This window comes from Paenarthrobacter sp. PH39-S1, from assembly GCF_030063245.1.
Lineage (GTDB): Bacteria > Actinomycetota > Actinomycetes > Actinomycetales > Micrococcaceae > Arthrobacter_M.
The window spans coordinates 68,440-85,898 of record NZ_JASISR010000022.1; the positions used below are offsets into that span (position 1 = coordinate 68,440).

The following is a 17,459-nucleotide window of genomic DNA, read 5'->3' on the forward strand; positions in this document are numbered from 1 at the left end:
CTTCTCGTGGCCCCCGGCGGGTAGCCTTGGTCTGTGAACGAATCGACCGTGCCTGCTGCGCAGCTTTGGAACTTACCCAACGTCCTGACGATGTTACGCATTGTTCTGGTGCCGTTTTTTATCTGGTTCATGATTGCCGACCACAGCACGGAGGATATCTGGCGCTGGGCTGCCGTGCTGGCGTTCGCCGTCGCGATTTACACGGACAAGCTGGACGGCGACATCGCCCGCAAGCGGGGTCAGGTCACGAATTTCGGCAAGATCGCCGATCCAATTGCGGACAAGCTGCTGATCGGCTCGGCGCTGATCATTTTGTCCGCCCTCAACGAACTCCCCTGGTGGATCACCATCCTGATGCTGGTGCGTGAAGTCGGTATCACCGCGCTGCGGTTCGTGGTGATCCGCTATGGCGTCATTCCGGCTTCCCGCGGCGGCAAGCTCAAGACGGTGCTGCAGACCGCGGCCATTTTCCTGTATCTGCTGCCGCTGGGTGGCATCGCGCCGTGGTTGGGCACGGCCGCTCTCATTTTCATGCTCCTTGCGCTGGCGGTCACTCTCGTCACCGGCGCCGATTATATTGTTCAGGCCGTTCGGTTACGGACGGCAGCGAAGGCAGGACACCCGTGATTATTTTGGATCTTCCCCGGATCGTGGCCGACGCCACGGCAACCGGATTGACGGTTGCGACGGCAGAATCGCTGACCGGGGGTATGGTCGCCGCCGCGCTTGTCGAGGTTCCGGGCGCTTCCGCGATGCTGCAGGGCGGCATCATCGCTTACCAGAATGTGCTGAAGAGCTCCATTCTCGGCGTCAACGCGGAACTGCTGGAGAGCACCGGGGCGGTGGATCCGGAAGTCGCACGCGAGATGGCACTGGGCGCCTGCAGGGTCGCCGGGTCCAGGGTCGGGGTTTCCACGACCGGGGTGGCTGGGCCGGAGCCGCACGGCGGAAAGTCAGTGGGCAGTGTTTATATTGGCATAGCACTCGACGGTGTGGCCCAGGCCTACGAGTATCATTTCGCTGGCATACGATCGGCCGTCCGCCAGCAGGCGTGCGACGAGGCCCTCTCCTTGTTGCAGCAAGTGGTGTCGCAGGTCCGGGAACAAAATCCGTGACCGGATAGTTAGTGATATTGAAGGCGGGCGGGGTGGTCCTATCCTAGGATAGGATGATCAGCCCGTCGACAGCGGCCCGGGAACCCCAAGAGCCGGTACCGAACAAAGAGGGAGTAAGGCGATACAGATGGTGAAGCAACCCGTATCCGTAAACGGCGTAGTGCGCTGGCGTGATGTGGGTTTGGCAGCGGCTAAGCACGAGCAGAAGGAGCGCAAAATGGTGGTTTTACGCCATGAAATTGGTGACGTTTTGCGCGACGTTCGTCAGCGCCAGGGCCGTACCCTCCGCGAAGTCTCACATAACGCCCGTGTCTCGCTGGGCTATCTCAGCGAAGTTGAACGGGGTCAGAAGGAAGCCTCCTCGGAGCTGCTGTCCTCGATCTGTTCGGCTCTCGACGTTCCGCTTTCCCTGATGCTCCGGGAGGTCAGCGACAGGCTGGCCGTCGCAGAGGGCGTCTCGGTGCCGGATACCGTCCCGCAGGAGTTCTCGGCACGCTATGGCCGGGATCTGGGCGAGGAAATCTCCGACGAACTGAGCAAGGACCTCTTGTCTAACGCTTTCTAGGTCTCTACGCCGGGATCTTTCGCGGTCGGGGCCTGTCACCGCTGGTGGCGGGCCTCATCTGCGTCCGCAATCGGATGGCCTCGGAGACCAGTTGCGCGCCTGTCCCGTCCGACCCGGGCCGCGCAGGCAGGCTGGCAGGGCAGGCTAATGGGTGCCCTAAATTCCGGTTCGGCACACGAGCGGCCCGATCATTGGTGCGGGGGTGACCGTTAGCGGGGGGTCTCCGATTCCTTGGGCCCGCGCAGGTGAAGGTCCCGTGCATAGTCCTCATTGAGCTTAGCCATCAGGGTGGCCAAATCGAGCAGTTCCGGTCGTGACCAGTGCTGCAGGCGCCTGCGAAAGGCTTCCTTTCGGGCCGCGTGCACCGTGCGCATTTGTTCGGCACCCTTGTCGGTCAGCAGAATCAATTGGGCCCGTCCGTCCAGTGGGTCCGCTTCCTTGCGGACGAGGCCGACCGATTCCAAAAAGGCGACCTGGCGGCTGACCGACGGCTTGCCGACCCCGATGCATGAGGCGAGCTCTGTCAGACGCATGGCACCGTCACGGCTCAGAATGGTGAGCAGACCGTAGGCTGCAGGTTCCAGTTCCGGATGGACGCTGCGGGAAAGATTGAGCGACATCGCCCGGGCGCGCCGCCATAGCAGGCTGAGTTGAAGCTCGACGGCGTCAACGGCGTCTTCTCCTGCTGAATCCGACGCGGGAAGTCCCGGGGCGTATTCATTCTGCGTGCTTCCGGGAGGGTCGGCGCGGGTAGAACCGCTACCGCTGGAACCGATGCGGCCGTCTGGGGCTTGGGCAGTCATTTCTTCATTCTAGGGCCCCCTGGCCGTGAGAGACTCTAGAGGTGCGGATAAGTGATTTTTGGCGGTTGATGGACGATGAATTCGGTGCAGGCTACTCCCGGGTCCTGGCCCGCGACCTCATGCTGGCCGCGGCTGGCGGCCGCAGCGCCCAGCAGGCCCTGCAGGCCGGAATCGAGCCGCGCGCGGTCTGGCTTGCCGTCTGCGATATGCAGGACGTTCCCATTGAGCGACGCCTGGGCAGGGACGTTCCCGTGAAATGACCCCGGCGTGCCTCTTCGAATATCCGTTCGGGTGCCGATACGATGGTATGTGAAGAGATAGTAAAGGCTGTCAACCGTCCTGATGGCTGATTTTCGCGACCTTGTCCACACCCCGGGGCTTCATCCTGAAAATGTCGGTGGGCTGGACTAGCGTCGTAGATGTCGGTGGGCTGGACCAGCACGACTGCACCGGCACATTGTTTTGTTCCAGCCCTAACTTAATACCGGAAACCCGTTGTCGCCCGCTCGTAGCGGGCGTGGCCCGCAGACCGGATATGGCAAGACCAGAAATGGCACAGATGAAAGACCGAGGTGAATCATGGCAGCTCCCGCAGACCGTGAAAAAGCACTGCAAGCAGCCCTTGCCCAGATCGATAAGCAGTTTGGCAAAGGCTCGATCATGCGCCTGGGAGACGAAGTCCGCGTTCCGATCGAGACCATCCCGACCGGTTCCATCGCCTTGGATGTAGCCCTCGGCATCGGCGGCCTTCCCCGTGGCCGCGTGGTGGAGATCTACGGTCCTGAATCTTCGGGGAAGACGACGGTGGCCCTTCATGCTGTGGCGAATGCACAGAAGCTCGGCGGGATCGCCGCGTTCATTGACGCCGAACATGCTTTGGACCCGGACTATGCAGCGAAGCTGGGTGTCGACGTCGATGCGCTGCTCGTGTCGCAGCCGGACACCGGCGAGCAGGCCCTTGAAATCATGGACATGCTGATCGGCTCCGGGTCGCTGGACATTGTGGTTATCGACTCCGTGGCTGCGCTGGTTCCGCGGGCCGAAATAGAAGGTGACATGGGCGATAGCCACGTGGGACTGCAGGCGCGCCTGATGAGCCAGGCCCTGCGCAAGATCACGGGCCGGCTCAGCCAGACCAAGACCACGGCCATCTTCATCAACCAGTTGCGTGAAAAAATCGGCGTGTTCTTTGGCAGCCCGGAGACGACCACCGGTGGCAAGGCGCTGAAATTCTACGCCTCGATCCGCATCGACGTCCGCCGGATCCAGACGTTGAAGGAAGGATCCGACGCGGTCGGCAACCGCACGAAGGCCAAGATCGTCAAGAACAAGATGGCTCCGCCATTCAAGATTGCGGAATTCGACATTATCTACGGCCAAGGCATTTCCCGCGAGGGAGGCATCATCGACATGGGCGTGGAACACGGCATCATCAAGAAGTCCGGGTCGTGGTTCACCTATGATGGCGATCAGTTAGGTCAGGGCATGGAAAACTCGCGCCGGTTCCTGCGGGACAACCCGGAGTTGACCGAGGAACTTGAGCGTCTGATCAAGGAGAAGCTCGGGGTGGGGGTCAAGCCCGCGGCCGCCGAGGAGACGGAACCCAAACTCAAGGCCGTGGACGGATTCTAGGCAGGTTGGCCGAATGAGCGGTGAACGACCGGCACCGGAACTGGATCCGTACGCGGACCCTGCCGCCGTGGCACGCGCCGTCGTGCTGCGGCAGCTGACGGGTTCGGCCAAAAGCAGATTACAGCTGGCCAAAAAACTCGCGGAACGCAACATACCGGAAGATGTCGCCGATGCCGTGCTGGACCGATTTGAAGAGGTCCGGCTGGTGGATGATGCCGAATTTGCGCGGATGTGGGTCCGCAGCCGGGCGCAGACCCGATCGCTGGCGCGTGGCGCTCTTAAGCGTGAGCTCTCGGAAAAGGGCATTTCCGACAAGCGGGCCGCCGAGGCTTTGGAACAAATCACCGATGACGATGAGAGCCAGGCGGCCGTGGCGCTCGTGCGCCGGAAACTTCGCGCCGGTCTGGCGGTTTCGGACCGCACCGAGCGGGATAAATATACCCGCCGCCTCGTCAGTATGTTGGCGCGTAAGGGTTATCCGCCGTCCGTGGCCTTCCGAATAGTCGATGCCGAGATGAGCGCTTTTGTGCGGCAGTTAATGGACTGACCCGGGCTCCCCGTAGGGGGCGCGACCCCAGAACGCCGCGACACCGGATATGCTGGCGACCTATGGACACCTTCGGAACTAGATTTAAAGTCTTGGGTGCCGCCGCGGTGTTGGCCTGTACCTTGGTGCTGCCCGCCGCGCTGGCGGCCCCGGTAAGCGCCGACGATTCGGCACCTCCGAGCGGTTTCCCGAGCTGGCAGGACGTCCAGACGGCGAAACAGGACGAAGCCTCCAAGAGTGCCGAGGTCGGCAGGATCAACTCCCTGCTTGACGGACTACAGACGCAGGCAGATCAGCTGGGCAATGCGGCGGTCGAGGCCGGAGGGCACTATGCAGTAGCTAAATCAGACCTGGACTCGGCCAGCGCCAAGGTGGATCTGTTCGCCGCGCAGGCGCAGAAGGCCGATGCACTGGTGACCCAGTACAAGAAAGAGGCCGGAGCACTGGCCGCGCAGAGCTACAAGTCAGGCGGTTCGAGCATTGGTTTGTTCGCCTCGTTGGACGCGCTCGGATCCAAGGACGGTCTGCAGCGCCTGGACGTGCTGGGAATCGTGACCGATCGGGCCACGACCATGTACAACAAGTCCACCGCCGCACAGGGTACGGCCAAGGCGCTGGCAGATCAAGAGCAGGTCGCCCGGGCCGAGCGGGCGCGCCTCGCCGGGGACGCCGAACAAAAATTGAACGCAGCCGCTGGCGCCCAGACAGCGGTGGAGACCCAGGTGGCCCGGCAGAAACAGCAAAGCGGCGTATTGGTTGCACAGCTGGCCTCGTTGAAGGATTCCACCGTTGCCACGGAAGACCAGTACCGTCAGGGCCAGACTGCCCTGGCCGCTTACGCGGCTGCCCAGGAGGCCAAGCGGCTGGCCGCCGTGGAGCAGGCGCGGCAGCACGCCGCGGCCCAGCAGGCCGCGGCCCAGCAGGCTGGGGCGAACTCCGGGGCAGCGGTCTCCGCCGCCGCTCCTGCGATCCCTGCGCCCGTCAGCACCGATTACGGCAGCGGCTACATCCCCGTCAGCGTGCTGCTGCCGAATGTTCCCGGGAATGGCGTTAACGACCCGGCAGGAGCCCAGGCCTATGCCTCCAGCCGGCTGGGAGCATACGGCTGGGGCCAGGACCAGCTCACCTGCCTGGTGCAGTTGTGGATCCGCGAGTCCAGTTGGCAGACCAACGCCACGAACAGGTCCAGCGGAGCCTATGGGATTGCGCAGGCGCTGCTGCCCAGCAAATACGCCGAGTCCGGCAGCGACTGGTTGACCAATTACCGGACCCAGATCAATTGGGGGCTCGGGTACATCCGGGACAGGTACGGTTCGCCTTGTGGAGCATGGGCCCATGAGGTGGCCCAGAACTGGTACTGATCGGTCCGCTGTGCCGTGGGCCGGTTAACGTCCCGCGGGATGCAGGTCTTAAGCTGGAGGGGTGAGCCTGACCATTTCCGGCGTTGAACCCTCCGCCACAGCACCAGCATCAGCCCCTCGTTCGGATGGCGGACACGGGGAGCCTCAGCGCACTTACCAGGTGCGGACCTTCGGCTGCCAGATGAACGTCCACGACTCCGAGCGGATGGCGGGCCTGCTGGAAGCCACTGGTCTGGTCCAGGCCGAGGGCGGACCCGCCGACGGCCATTTCGAAAACTACGCCGACGTCGTCGTCTTTAACACCTGCGCTGTGCGTGAGAATGCGGACAACAAGCTCTACGGAAGCCTGGGCATGCTGGCGCCGGTCAAGAAGGCGCACCCGGGAATGCAGATCGCCGTGGGGGGCTGCCTGGCGCAAAAGGATCGGGAGACGATACTCCGGCGCGCCCCGTGGGTAGACGTCGTCTTCGGCACGCACAATGTCGGTTCGCTGCCCGCGCTGTTACAGCGGGCGCGGCACAATCAGGACGCCCAACTGGAAATCCTGGAATCCTTGGAAGTATTCCCCTCCACCTTGCCCGCGAAGCGTGATTCGGTCTATTCCGGCTGGGTCTCCATCTCAGTCGGCTGCAACAACACCTGCACGTTCTGCATAGTCCCGGCCCTGCGCGGCAAGGAACGGGACCGCCGTCCAGGGGAGATTCTGGCGGAAATTCAGGCATTGGTGGACGACGGCGCCATTGAGGTCACCTTGCTGGGCCAGAACGTGAACTCCTATGGCGTCGAATTCGGTGACCGGCAGGCCTTCAGTAAACTGCTGCGGGCGTGCGGCAGTATCAATGGCCTGGAGCGGGTCCGTTTCACCAGTCCGCACCCTGCTGCGTTCACCGACGACGTCATCGACGCGATGGCGGAGACCCCCAATGTCATGCCGCAACTGCACATGCCGCTGCAGTCGGGTTCAGATAAGGTCCTCAAGGACATGCGCCGCTCCTATCGGTCCACGAAATTCCTGGGCATACTCGACAGGGTCCGTGAGCGGATGCCGGACGCGGCGATTTCCACCGATATCATTGTCGGTTTCCCAGGCGAGACAGAGGAGGATTTCCAGGCCACACTCGATGTGGTGGAGAAGTCCCGATTCGCCACGGCCTTCACCTTCCAATACTCCAAACGTCCCGGCACCCCGGCCGCGGACCTGCCAGGCCAGCTGCCCAAGGCTGTGGTTCAGGAACGTTTTGAGCGCCTCACCGCGCTGCAGGACAGGATCGCCGCGGAGGAAAATGCGCGTCAAATCGGACGTACCGTGGAAGTCATGGTGACCGCCCAATCGGGGCGCAAAGCCGCGGAGACCCGACGGCTCTCCGGTCGGGCCCAGGATCAGCGGCTGGTCCACTTCAGCGTCCCGGAAGGTGCCGGTACGCCACGCCCCGGCGATCTGGTCACGGTGACCATCACGTCGGCGGCGGCCTTTCACCTTGTGGCGGATCCCACCGACAGGGCACACGGCTACAGCGTGCGCCGCTCCAGCGCCGGTGACGCCTGGGACCGCTCACAGGCCGACTCGTGCGGTGCGCCCTCTGATGCCCCGAAAACCGTCGGCGGTGCGCGGAAGGCCGTTTCCCTCGGCATGCCCGCACTGCCGGTCCGCTGACAATGCCAGCGCCCGGTGCTCCGTCAGCGCTGCTTGCTTGCGTTGCTCCGCCGGCGCTGCCAATGCCCGGTGCTCCGCCAGCGCTGCTTGCTCGAGGAGGTCGACCAATGCCGCCCGGCGTTGAGTGGAGACCAGCCGCCCGCATTGCCGGCCATCGGCATCCGCGGTGACGGCAGTGACGAAGCGAGGAACCGCGGCGGATTCTTCCCGGGCCCTTCCCCGGCGGGCCGAGGAGCCCCCGGCTCCCGCCCCGGTCGTCGCCGTCGTCGGCCCTACCGGGTCGGGTAAATCGGAGCTGGCAGTGGCACTCGCGCTGGCGCTGGACGGCGAGATTATCAATGCGGACGCGATGCAGTTATACCGCGGCATGGACATTGGCACGGCCAAAATGCCGGCCGCCGAGCGGCGGGGGGTGCCGCATCATCTGCTGGATATTCTGCAGGTCCGGGACGAGGCCAACGTGGCGGATTTTCAGCGCCTGGCCCGTGACGCCATCGCGGATATCCGCCGACGCGACAGGGTCCCTGTCCTGGTGGGTGGCTCCGGGCTGTATGTCCGCGCCGCACTTGACGTGCTGGAGTTCCCCGGTATCGACGCCTATATCAGGCGCAGGCTCGAGGCCGAGCTGTCCGAACAGGGATTTGGTGCGCTGCTGGAGCGGCTGCGGGCGGTGGATCCGGTCTCGGCCGAGCGGATCGGCGATGGCCGGCGGGTGGTCCGGGCGCTGGAGGTCCATGAGCTCACCGGGCGGCCCTTCAGTTCCTTCATGCCTCAGCGGGAGTATTTCCAACCGGCCGTTCAGATCGGTCTGGCCGTGGATCGTCCCGCCCTGCACCGCAGGCTTGAGGAGCGCGTGGCCGGCATGGTGGCTGCGGGTTTGGCCGCAGAGGTAGCGGCGCTGGACCGCGAGGGGCTCCGCCAGGGGAAGACCGCTTCCCACGCTTTGGGTTACCAGCAGTTCCTGCAGGTGCTCGACGGCGAATCAACGGTGGCGCAGGCCAGCGGGCAGACAGTGGTGGCTACCCGGCAGTTTGCCCGCCGGCAGTTTACCTGGTTCCGCGCTGATCCGCGGATCCACTGGTTCGACTGGGACCGCCCGGATCTGCTGAACGCAGCACTGGGTTGCCTTGCGACCGTTCCCGAGCTCCTGACGTAGGGTTAAGAAATGACGACTGAACCGATGGCCACCGGCGCATCGGCCGGCCTCGCCGGCCTCACTTTCGCCAAGGGTCATGGCACCGGCAACGACTTTATTCTTCTCGCGGATCCCGAGGGCGCCCGCGACATTGCCGACGCCGACGTCGTCGCGCTTTGCGACCGGCACCGCGGGGTTGGGGCCGACGGTTTAATCCGGGCGCTGCGCTCCCGGGAGCTTCCGGAGGGGCGGGCCGTGCTGGCGGACGCCCCTGATGCCGAATGGTTTATGGACTATCGCAACGCGGACGGCTCAATCTCCGAAATGTGCGGCAACGGCGTCCGTGTTTTCGTGCAGTTCCTGCTCTCCAGGGAGCTGATTTGCCTGCCCATTGGCGCGACGCTGACGATCGGCACCCGGGCCGGCAGCAGGAAGGTGCTGCGCACGGATGGCGGTTATGCCGTTGATATGGGGCCGTGGGAATTCATCCACCGTGGATCCGCGGAGGAGCGCGGCATGGATTCGCTGGTGACCGCCGGGGGCTTGGACGTGGCACGACCCGCGCTCTCGGTGAGCATGGGCAATCCGCACACTGTCGTCGCTCTGGCCCACGTGGGGGACCTGGCGGCCACGGATCTGTCCCGGGCACCGGAGGTTGATCCAGCACCGGCGGACGGAACGAATGTGGAATTTGCCGTGCCGGCGGACCCGCTGGTCGTCGATGGCCTGGGCATGATCACCATGCGGGTGCACGAGCGGGGTGTGGGGGAGACCCTGTCCTGCGGAACGGGTGCCTGCGCCGCGGCGGCAGCAACCCGGTTTTGGGCTGGAAAGACCGCGCCCGACGTCTGGCGCGTCAGTGTGCCCGGCGGTGACCTTGGCGTGCGGTTCCTTCCTGCGGCCGACGGCAGCGAACATGTGGAGTTGAGCGGACCGGCCGTTATTGTCGCAACAGGTGTGCTGGCCTAGCGCCCGTCGCCTGTTTCCCGTGGGCTGGTGCTTCTCGGCGCTCAGGATGGGGTTTCGGCGCGGACAACCTGCAGGATCCGAAAGGTTTTAGAGGTGCTGAAGCGGCTGACGCCCAGGCCAAGTGCGGGAAACTTGGCGCAGAGATCGGTGCTAATCCAGCGCTGCAGCGAGTCCGCACCAAGATTTTTCTGCACCACCAGATACGCGGCACCTCCGGGAGCAAGCCGCGGCAGCCACATGCGCAGCAGCGAATGCAGCTCGTCCTTGCCCACCCTGATGGGGGGATTGGACCAGATGGTCTGGAACGTGACCGCCGGATCCACCTCCTCCGGCAGGCTCGCGGTGACATTGTTCAGCCCCAGCGATGTAGCGTTTTCGTTGGTCAGGGCGATGCAGCGTTCATTGACGTCCACGGCATAGACCCGGGCTGCCGGCGAGCGCAGGGCCAGGGTCAGGGCCATCGGTCCCCAGCCGGAGCCGATGTCGAGAAGATTTCCGCTCTCTGCGGGCGCTGGTGCATTTTGCAGGAGAATCGTCGTCCCCTTGTCCACGCCGTCCGGGCTGAAGATGCCCGCCGTCGTGCTCAGATGGCGTTGTTCACCGGCCAGAATCACCTGAAGTGACCGCCGTTTTTCCGGTCCTGCCGGCTGCGCGCTGAAGTAATGATCCGAGCCCATAGTCCGTCACGTTAGTGTGCCGGTGGCCGAAACGGAATCTGCAGGCGTCCGCTTCCGCCGCCCGCATAATTCCGCCGCCACGACCGGGACCACTGCTAGTGTAGTGACTCAGTTTTGTTTTGTGGCTTGGAGGGCTACGCGTCCGCGGCGGACTTTTTCGATGATGGAGTCGGCGGTCGCTGTCCAAATCAGCGGCGTGGGGTTCTCGTTGTTGACGCGGATGTAGGCTTCGATTTTCTCGATTAAATCCGGCACCGAGTGGAAGACCCCGCGGCGCAGTGCCCTCTCCGTGAGGTCCCTGAACCAGCGCTCCACCAGGTTCAGCCAAGAGGAGGAGGTTGGGGTGAAATGCAGGTGAAACCGCGGGTTCTTCTCCAGCCATGCTCTCACGTTCGAATGCTTATGGGTCGCATAGTTGTCCACTATGAGGTGGATTTGAAGGCCCTTGGGGACCTCCTTCTCGATGGTTTTTAGAAACCCCAGGAATTCATCGTGCCGGTGCTTGGGCACGTAGGATCCCAGGACCTTTCCCGTGGCGACCTCCAAGGCCGCGAAGAGCGTGGTGGTTCCGTTGCGCTTGTAGTCATGCGTTACGGTCTCGGCCCGACCCCTGACCATCGGCAGGGACGGTTGGGAACGGTCAAGAGCCTGGATCGAGGTCTTCTCATCCATGCAGAAAACTATCGCGTTACGAACCGAGCACGCCAAGCCCGCACCGTCGCCGGGCTTACACCCACCACCCGGGAGATCCACTCGTTAGTGTGCCAGGCCCTCGGCAGCCATCAGGAGAACCTGCGCCCGCTGCACCTCGCGATGTGAAGCAAGCCGAGACTTGGACAGGGCCTCCAAGACCTGGTGCTGGGCGTCGGTGAGGGTCAATGCGGGAGCTGGGTTCTACATGTTCCCAGCTTAATCCACAAGTCATAAGCTATTTTGGAGACACACCACTAGCATCATGGACGGATATCTGCTGGGCTTGGCCATGCGCAGGAGCGATGACCTTGCACACCGGCGAGTCAAAGATGACCTTGCACACCGGCGAGTCAAAGACGGACGTGTTAACCGAACTAGCCGTGCCCACCCAGGGGAACCGTGGGCGGCGCCGGTTTGCATCGGATTGGTTCTGTGCTCATTGGCAACGACGAGAACGATCCGCAGGTCCTGTCCGAACTGGTGGTGCCCCGTCCGGTGCGCTCAAGGAGACTGAGAATCCCTTCAAACCGTATTTACTGATTGATGTCGGAGAGACGATAGGGCCGGCCGCGGCATTCTTTTCTGAGCTGATGGCACGTGGGCGGGACACCCTCCGCGTTTAATATGCAGTCGACGCCGAGAACGGCTATCAATTTCTCCCGTCACTTGCATGGAAGCTCGTCGTATCGACGAGTGCACGTCGTTGCGAAATGGACTTACACGGCTTGAGGTCCTTTTTCGTTAGTTCGTCAGGTGTGAGGTTGGCCAGGAAGCGGTCAAGCTCGCCGCATACCACCCCTAGTTCTTCCCAGCAGCAAGATTCTGTGCATTGGTCGTCTTCGAGGTAAAGGCCCTCCCATGGAGAACTAGTGATTCTCCCAAAGTGTCCGCAACCCATCGAGCCCGATTCCCAAATGCGGTCCGGGACATCGGCTACCCGTTCTAGAGAGGGCCGATGGACGAAGGCTTTGTTGTTTACACGGTAATCTATTGACATTGCGTGTTCCTCTCGATTTCTATCTGACAATGCCGGGGTCGTCTGCTGCCTTGTGCATTGCAGGCTTTCAAAAAGCCGCCACCACTGTGGCGACCACTGTGTTGATGCGCCTTCGGTTCCCGTTGCCGTTGTCGGGATTTACCTTCAGAGCGCGCGAGTGGAGAAGACGAGATTATCCGTGGCACTGTCATGTTGCTCTGGTCGCTGAGGCACCATTTTGCCACTGCCTCAGCTGCCAACAACCCGCTTGCTCAGGCAAGGTGGTGCTGGCAGCCGGACGGTGGAACAGAATCTAGCCGTTGTCGACGGGGAGAAGGGGTTTCTTGACATTGATTGATGATGCTTTCATGGCCTCTGCAGCCGCGATATCGTCGCGGAGCAAGTCGATGCCTTTGGTCTCCTTGATCGTCATCATGGTTCCCAGACCAACGACACCTATGAGGATGAGGTAGATGGCGGGAAGCATGGTGTTGCCTGTGGCGGCGATGCCCCAGGTGAGGACGTAAGGCACAGTGCCGGCAAAGATCGCGGCAACAACGCTGTAGGCAATGGACAGGCCTGACTGCCTGGTCCGGGTGGGAAATAGTTCCGCGGCGGTCACCGCGTGCACACCGAGGATGATAGCCAGGATGATGCCGAGGCCCACGGTGCTCACCATGCCTGCCCACGGTGTGCCGGACTGCATGATGGCGAACAACGGGTACGAGAAGATCACCAGCAGGGCAGCCGAACCGATTAGCAGCGGCTTGCGCCCGTAGCGGTCGGACATGGAACCGAATATCGGAACGAGTATTATTGCGGTGATAGAGGCTACCGTCGAGAGCAGCGCTGCACTTGAGGCTGTCCATCCGAGAACTTCCTCTTGGTACGTGAGCAGATAGACGAGGACGATGTAGAACGCCACCTGCATCATGATCTCGATACCGCTGGTCTGCAAGAGCTGTTTCCAGTTCCGCGTAAACACCTCTTTGATGGGACTTTTCGAGATGCTCTCCAACTCGGCGAGGGAGCGGAATTCGGGAGTGTCTTCGATCTTATTGCGGATATAGAAGCCGATGACGCCTAGGGGTGCGGTCAAGATAAAGGGAATGCGCCATCCCCAAGCGTGCAGCGAATCCGTCGTCAAGAGGGTATTGAGCAGCACCACCGTAAGCGAAGCAAGCAAAAAGCCGAGGAGGCTGCCTACTTCAATCCAGCTCACACCGAAACCGCGCCGTTTTGTAGGAGAATATTCGGCCAAGAAGGCCGCAGCGCTACCAAACTCGCCGCCAGCAGCGAGGCCTTGGACCATGCGGGCCAAAATCAGGAGGACTGGGGCCCAGATGCCGATGGTGTTGTAGCTGGGCAATAGACCGAGCATCAGCGTCGATGCTGCCATGGCCAGGATGACCACGGAGAGAGTCCTCTTGCGGCCCAGCCGGTCTCCGAGAGCGCCGAAGATAAGGGCGCCTATGGGGCGAACGCCAAACGAGATCGCAAAAACCGCGAAGACGGCCAGTAGGGCGGCCGTCTTGTCTTGCTGCGGGAAGAAGACGAAAGCTATGGTTCCGGCGAGGTAGGCGTAGATCGCCCAATCGAACCAATGGACTAGAACACCGATGGAGCCGGCGGCGACGCTTTTGCGTAAGCTTTTTTGAGAAACTTCTACTTCTGACGGCGTTGTATTCACGGTGCCTCCTGGACGAAGATATCTGGTTTCCTTGGACATCCGGTGGTGACTTCGTCTACGAGGGAGACGGTAAATTTGGTCCACAGGGCCAGAATCTACCTGATTATCCACGGGAAACGGATCCGGAGTGTTGGGGAGGTTGCTAGATAAACTTTGTGCCGTCCGTCACTATCTGTCTAATTGAATCTCGAGTTCCACTGCATCGTATTTCACGATGTAGCGACGGTAGCGACCCTGCTGGCCGTCGTTAAAACGATTTAGCTCATGCCGGGTATGGTGGCGATCTGTTGTTGAACCGCCGCGATAATGGCTTGGGCGCGCGCCGTTTGGCGTGTCGTGGACAGTGCTGCCAGCACAACGGGAAGTAGCGGCACGTCATCGATTATTTCCACGGTGGCCACCTCCGCGCCATCGTAGGTAAGCGTGTGCCGCGGGCGTTGGTGCAGAATGGCATAACCGTGGCCGTTAGCAACGAAGGTGCGTACGGTTTCGAAGTCTGCGGAACGGAATGTGACCTCCGGTTGTAAGTTCGCGGTCTTCCAGATGGAGTTCATCAGTTCAGGGGTGTTGGGCAGGTCAAGAAGGATGAAGGGGAATCCGTTCATCTCCCTCAGCGACACCGCAGCCCGCCCTGCCAGAGGGTGAGTGAGCGGCAGCGCGACATAGGGGCGAATGCTGCTCACGGCCAAGGTGGTGACCGATTCGGGTATGCCTCCCATGTCATACATGAGTGCCAGATCGGCCCGCCCCTGGAGCAGGGCCTCGATGCACCCCTTCGCGTCGGTCTCGATGACATCAACGTCCAGTGCAGGATAGTCGTTGCGAAGCCGGGCCAAGATGCCGGGAAGCAGAAATGGGGTCAAGGTTCGATAGCAGGCAAAACGGACCCGACCACGGATTGTGCGTTGTTCCCGCTGAGCGGTTTCAACCGCTTCTTCGAGCTGTTCTAGAATCCCTCGCGCTTTCATCAGGAATAGTTCACCAGTGGGCGTGAGCTGCAGCCCCTTGGCATGATGGCGAATAAAGAGTGACTGTCCGATACGGCGTTCAAGTTTGGCGATGGCCGTGGACACGGCGGACTGGGTAGTGTGCAGGTTCTCGGCCGCACCGGTCATGGATAGCCGAGCGGCCGTCTCAGTGAAATACCTCAGTTGCGTCAGGGTGATGTCCATGTCATCAGCTTAGTGTGCAGTTGTTCCTCCCAATCGAACACTTTTTACCCAGCCATGCGTACGAGGAGGGACCAAAAAGTATCGGATTATTGCCGCCAGCGCCGACCAAACGGTGGCAGGAGGCAGCCGACCAAAATATTTTCATTGACAAACTGTTCTCTTACACAGAACAATGAACCATATGTATATGTGATCATCGAAGGGACGCACCCATGGAACCCAAAACCGCCAAGGTCGCTATATTGACTGCCGACTTCTTCGAAGAGTCGGAACTAATTTTTCCTTACTACCGCTTGCTCGGACAGGTACAACGAGTAGTTGTGGCAACGCCGGACCGCCGTCCAGCCAAGGGCAAGGGCGGGTTAAGTCAGTTTGCTGCGCAGGCCTCCTTTAGCGAGCTTTCCGCGGACGACTTCGACGCCGTGATCGTTCCAGGAGGTTTCGCCCCGGACATAGTTCGGCGCAGCAATGACGCGTTGGCTTTCCTGACCCGGATGGATCAGGTAGGGAAACCGGTCGGGATGATTTGCCATGGAGCGTGGGTGGCCCTGACGGCGGGGCTTCTCGGCGGCCGTACTCTCACAAGTGCGCCGTCTATTCGACCGGAAGTCGAGGGCGCCGGGGCGACGTGGATCGACCAGCCCGTTGTTGTTGACGGTAATATGGTTACCTCGCGCTTGCCGCAGGATCTTGACACCTGGATGGAGGCTTTCTTGGATGTCTTGTCCGCCGGTGCGTCTCAACTGGCTACTGCTGGGGCACGCTCGGAAGGACTGGCGCTATGACTAGGCTGGCCGAAATTCCGCAACTGCCAGCAGTTGACCACGAGGAAATCTTCGACGTGCGGATATCTGATCGGCGCTTCGTGGGGGAAGACATCGTAGCCCTGACACTGCGCCGCGACGACGGGGAATTGTTTCCCGCATGGGAACCGGGTTCCCACATCGATGTCTTCCTTGGAAAGGATGTCAACGGCGACCCGCTTTCGCGGCAGTACTCCTTGTGGGGGCCAGTTGAAGACCGCACTGCCTGGCGGATCGGAGTGCTGAAGGATCCGAAGTCACGTGGAGGATCCCAGCGAGTGCACGACCAGCTTCTCGAGGGCGTCGTCCTGCAAGTGCGCGGGGCACGCAACCATTTCCAGATGGAACCGGCCGAGTCCTACATATTTATTGCCGGAGGAATCGGCATAACACCGATACTGCCCATGGTGAAGCAGGCCGAGCGTCAAGGGGTTCCCTGGAAGCTCTATTATCTGGCCCGAAACCGTGAACGTCTGGCCCTGTTGGAAGAGATTTCTAAGCTGCCGGCACAACACGTGATCCTGCATTGCGATGACGAACAGGGCATGATCGATTTGGCTGGTATCACCTCCACTCTCGGGACAAGCGAGCATGTTTACGCATGCGGTCCGGGACCCTTGCTGGACGTCTTGGACACGATGTCTCAGGAATCGGGACGGTGGACGTTCCACTGCGAACGATTCGCCGCGGCGACCGTCGCTCCGGGAAGAACCGAATTGCCTTTCGAAGTGCTTCTCGCCAAATCTGGGACGAATCACCAGATTCCCGCAGGGGTCTCGTGCCTGAAGGTTCTTAGAGAGTCTGGCGTAAACGTTGATTGGTCCTGCAGCGAGGGAGTATGTGGCACCTGCGAGACGGAAGTCTTGGAAGGAGAACCTGATCACCGCGACTCCGTGTTGACGGCGGAAGAACGTGCCGCCAATGAGACCATGATGATCTGCGTTTCACGGGCGCACAGCCCGAAGATCGTCCTCAACCTTTAGACAGATATGACGGCCGTGTGGGAAAAGATCCCACTCGACCATAGGCGGTCCATATCTTTGCAGGAAACCGAAGCGCCGCGACGCCCCATCACCGCGTCAGAGCTCTCCTTCGGCTGGGTAGTTGCAAAAGCGATCGCAGAAAAGACTCGCCGCCGGCATCCCCAGGGCCATCGTGTCGTGCAACTTCCTGGTCCAGATCCCCAAGCCGAAGGGCCCCCGGCCCAGACGCTTGCCACTGCTTGCCCTAAGGCCCAGGGCTCCTGACGGTGATTTAGTTTTTGTTTGCCTGTTTGGTGTTTTTGATGGTGTAGCGCAGGATCAGGTCGGTGCCCGGATAGCGGGTTTCGGTGGTGGTGAGGTGGTCGCGCAGCTCTCCGATGGCTTTGGTTGCCCGTGCGGTGGGGAGCGGGTTTAGCCGGATGGTGAGGAAGCCGGGAGTTGTGGTGTCGATGTCGCCGCTGGTGTTCAGTGCTGACCTGATGAGGGTGTGTGCTTCTTGGCTGGCGCGGGCGTAGCTGGTGTTGGTTCGGATTTCCCGGGCGAGGGTCATCATGGTGTGGAGTGTTCCCGCTTTTGTGGACTCGAGATTAAGCCGCGAGTTCGTGAATTGATTTATAGCCTAACTCATATTCGAGCGGTGTCAAATAGCCGTTAGCTGAATGACGGCGCCGCGTGTTGTAATAG

At 61.6% G+C, this 17,459-nt stretch carries 17 protein-coding genes and 1 pseudogene; 12 read left to right on the forward strand and 6 right to left on the reverse strand.

Going from position 1 to position 17,459, the window contains the following annotated elements; translation table 11 throughout:
* Positions 1 to 33: 33 nt before the first annotated feature.
* The 3 genes from pgsA to QMG52_RS14745 all read left to right on the forward strand — a co-directional run bounded on the left by pgsA (position 34) and on the right by QMG52_RS14745 (position 1,680).
* On the forward strand, positions 34 to 627 hold the full coding sequence (pgsA, locus tag QMG52_RS14735; protein ID WP_283561150.1) for a CDP-diacylglycerol--glycerol-3-phosphate 3-phosphatidyltransferase: 594 nt from the start codon (positions 34 to 36) through the stop codon (positions 625 to 627).
* Positions 624 to 1,115, forward strand: coding sequence for a CinA family protein (locus QMG52_RS14740; protein WP_283561152.1), 492 nt, complete (start codon positions 624 to 626; stop codon positions 1,113 to 1,115). The genes pgsA and QMG52_RS14740 overlap by 4 nt, the downstream gene beginning before the upstream one ends.
* Positions 1,116 to 1,242: 127 nt before the next feature.
* The gene (locus QMG52_RS14745; protein WP_283561153.1) at positions 1,243 to 1,680 is read left to right on the forward strand and encodes a helix-turn-helix domain-containing protein; all 438 of its coding nucleotides are present in this window, start codon (positions 1,243 to 1,245) and stop codon (positions 1,678 to 1,680) included.
* Between the two features lie 209 nt (positions 1,681 to 1,889).
* Here QMG52_RS14745 and QMG52_RS14750 read toward each other — a convergent pair whose 3' ends face one another.
* Positions 1,890 to 2,483 (reverse strand): MarR family winged helix-turn-helix transcriptional regulator, encoded by a 594-nt coding sequence (locus QMG52_RS14750; RefSeq protein ID WP_283561154.1) that lies wholly within the window; start codon positions 2,481 to 2,483, stop codon positions 1,890 to 1,892.
* Positions 2,484 to 2,524: 41 nt separating this feature from the next.
* Here QMG52_RS14750 and QMG52_RS14755 point away from each other — a divergent pair, with 41 nt between their 5' ends.
* The 7 genes from QMG52_RS14755 (at position 2,525) to dapF (ending at position 9,781) form a co-directional block, all read left to right on the forward strand.
* On the forward strand, positions 2,525 to 2,743 hold the full coding sequence (locus QMG52_RS14755) for a DUF3046 domain-containing protein (protein ID WP_283561156.1): 219 nt from the start codon (positions 2,525 to 2,527) through the stop codon (positions 2,741 to 2,743).
* Between the two features lie 319 nt (positions 2,744 to 3,062).
* Positions 3,063 to 4,115: a recombinase RecA gene (gene recA / locus QMG52_RS14760; RefSeq protein ID WP_283561157.1), complete on the forward strand. Its 1,053-nt coding sequence runs from the start codon at positions 3,063 to 3,065 to the stop codon at positions 4,113 to 4,115.
* 13 nt (positions 4,116 to 4,128) lie between these two features.
* Positions 4,129 to 4,662 carry a regulatory protein RecX gene (locus QMG52_RS14765; protein ID WP_283561158.1) on the forward strand — a complete coding sequence of 178 codons (534 nt, stop codon included), beginning with the start codon at positions 4,129 to 4,131 and terminating at the stop codon, positions 4,660 to 4,662.
* A gap of 62 nt (positions 4,663 to 4,724) precedes the next feature.
* Positions 4,725 to 6,023, forward strand: coding sequence for a coiled-coil domain-containing protein (locus QMG52_RS14770; protein ID WP_283561159.1), 1,299 nt, complete (start codon positions 4,725 to 4,727; stop codon positions 6,021 to 6,023).
* 61 nt (positions 6,024 to 6,084) lie between these two features.
* Positions 6,085 to 7,677, forward strand: coding sequence for a tRNA (N6-isopentenyl adenosine(37)-C2)-methylthiotransferase MiaB (miaB, locus tag QMG52_RS14775; RefSeq protein WP_502920538.1), 1,593 nt, complete (start codon positions 6,085 to 6,087; stop codon positions 7,675 to 7,677).
* Positions 7,678 to 7,852: 175 nt separating this feature from the next.
* The gene (gene miaA / locus QMG52_RS14780; RefSeq protein WP_283561160.1) at positions 7,853 to 8,833 is read left to right on the forward strand and encodes a tRNA (adenosine(37)-N6)-dimethylallyltransferase MiaA; all 981 of its coding nucleotides are present in this window, start codon (positions 7,853 to 7,855) and stop codon (positions 8,831 to 8,833) included.
* 9 nt (positions 8,834 to 8,842) lie between these two features.
* The gene (dapF, locus tag QMG52_RS14785) at positions 8,843 to 9,781 is read left to right on the forward strand and encodes a diaminopimelate epimerase (protein ID WP_283561161.1); all 939 of its coding nucleotides are present in this window, start codon (positions 8,843 to 8,845) and stop codon (positions 9,779 to 9,781) included.
* 41 nt (positions 9,782 to 9,822) lie between these two features.
* On the opposite strand, the gene QMG52_RS14790 is transcribed toward dapF, so the two are convergent.
* From QMG52_RS14790 to QMG52_RS14805, 4 genes and pseudogenes are all read right to left on the reverse strand, one after another.
* The gene (locus tag QMG52_RS14790) at positions 9,823 to 10,458 is read right to left on the reverse strand and encodes a class I SAM-dependent methyltransferase (RefSeq protein WP_283561162.1); all 636 of its coding nucleotides are present in this window, start codon (positions 10,456 to 10,458) and stop codon (positions 9,823 to 9,825) included.
* A gap of 108 nt (positions 10,459 to 10,566) precedes the next feature.
* Positions 10,567 to 11,337 (reverse strand): annotated as a pseudogene (locus QMG52_RS14795) (IS630 family transposase).
* A gap of 1,103 nt (positions 11,338 to 12,440) precedes the next feature.
* Positions 12,441 to 13,817: an MFS transporter gene (locus QMG52_RS14800; RefSeq protein WP_283561163.1), complete on the reverse strand. Its 1,377-nt coding sequence runs from the start codon at positions 13,815 to 13,817 to the stop codon at positions 12,441 to 12,443.
* 257 nt (positions 13,818 to 14,074) lie between these two features.
* A complete protein-coding gene (locus tag QMG52_RS14805) occupies positions 14,075 to 14,989 on the reverse strand; it encodes a LysR substrate-binding domain-containing protein (protein ID WP_283561164.1) in 915 nt (304 codons plus the stop codon).
* Positions 14,990 to 15,201: 212 nt separating this feature from the next.
* Here QMG52_RS14805 and QMG52_RS14810 point away from each other — a divergent pair, with 212 nt between their 5' ends.
* The gene (locus QMG52_RS14810; protein ID WP_283561165.1) at positions 15,202 to 15,774 is read left to right on the forward strand and encodes a type 1 glutamine amidotransferase domain-containing protein; all 573 of its coding nucleotides are present in this window, start codon (positions 15,202 to 15,204) and stop codon (positions 15,772 to 15,774) included.
* Positions 15,771 to 16,775 carry a PDR/VanB family oxidoreductase gene (locus tag QMG52_RS14815; RefSeq protein ID WP_283561166.1) on the forward strand — a complete coding sequence of 335 codons (1,005 nt, stop codon included), beginning with the start codon at positions 15,771 to 15,773 and terminating at the stop codon, positions 16,773 to 16,775. The genes QMG52_RS14810 and QMG52_RS14815 overlap by 4 nt, the downstream gene beginning before the upstream one ends.
* A gap of 271 nt (positions 16,776 to 17,046) precedes the next feature.
* Here QMG52_RS14815 and QMG52_RS14820 read toward each other — a convergent pair whose 3' ends face one another.
* Positions 17,047 to 17,328 (reverse strand): hypothetical protein, encoded by a 282-nt coding sequence (locus QMG52_RS14820; RefSeq protein ID WP_283561167.1) that lies wholly within the window; start codon positions 17,326 to 17,328, stop codon positions 17,047 to 17,049.
* Between the last annotated feature and the right edge of the window lie 131 nt (positions 17,329 to 17,459).

Excerpts from the sequence above, each read along its gene's own strand:
- QMG52_RS14745 (WP_283561153.1), top strand. The coding sequence starts at position 1,243 with ATGGTGAAGCAACCCGTATCCGTAAACGGCGTAGTGCGCTGGCGTGAT.
- QMG52_RS14750 (WP_283561154.1), bottom strand. The coding sequence starts at position 2,483 with ATGACTGCCCAAGCCCCAGACGGCCGCATCGGTTCCAGCGGTAGCGGT.
- recA (WP_283561157.1), top strand. The coding sequence starts at position 3,063 with ATGGCAGCTCCCGCAGACCGTGAAAAAGCACTGCAAGCAGCCCTTGCC.
- QMG52_RS14765 (WP_283561158.1), top strand. The coding sequence starts at position 4,129 with ATGAGCGGTGAACGACCGGCACCGGAACTGGATCCGTACGCGGACCCT.
- QMG52_RS14770 (WP_283561159.1), top strand. The coding sequence starts at position 4,725 with ATGGACACCTTCGGAACTAGATTTAAAGTCTTGGGTGCCGCCGCGGTG.
- dapF (WP_283561161.1), top strand. The coding sequence starts at position 8,843 with ATGACGACTGAACCGATGGCCACCGGCGCATCGGCCGGCCTCGCCGGC.
- QMG52_RS14790 (WP_283561162.1), bottom strand. The coding sequence starts at position 10,458 with ATGGGCTCGGATCATTACTTCAGCGCGCAGCCGGCAGGACCGGAAAAA.
- QMG52_RS14805 (WP_283561164.1), bottom strand. The coding sequence starts at position 14,989 with ATGGACATCACCCTGACGCAACTGAGGTATTTCACTGAGACGGCCGCT.
- QMG52_RS14810 (WP_283561165.1), top strand. The coding sequence starts at position 15,202 with ATGGAACCCAAAACCGCCAAGGTCGCTATATTGACTGCCGACTTCTTC.
- QMG52_RS14815 (WP_283561166.1), top strand. The coding sequence starts at position 15,771 with ATGACTAGGCTGGCCGAAATTCCGCAACTGCCAGCAGTTGACCACGAG.
- QMG52_RS14820 (WP_283561167.1), bottom strand. The coding sequence starts at position 17,328 with ATGATGACCCTCGCCCGGGAAATCCGAACCAACACCAGCTACGCCCGC.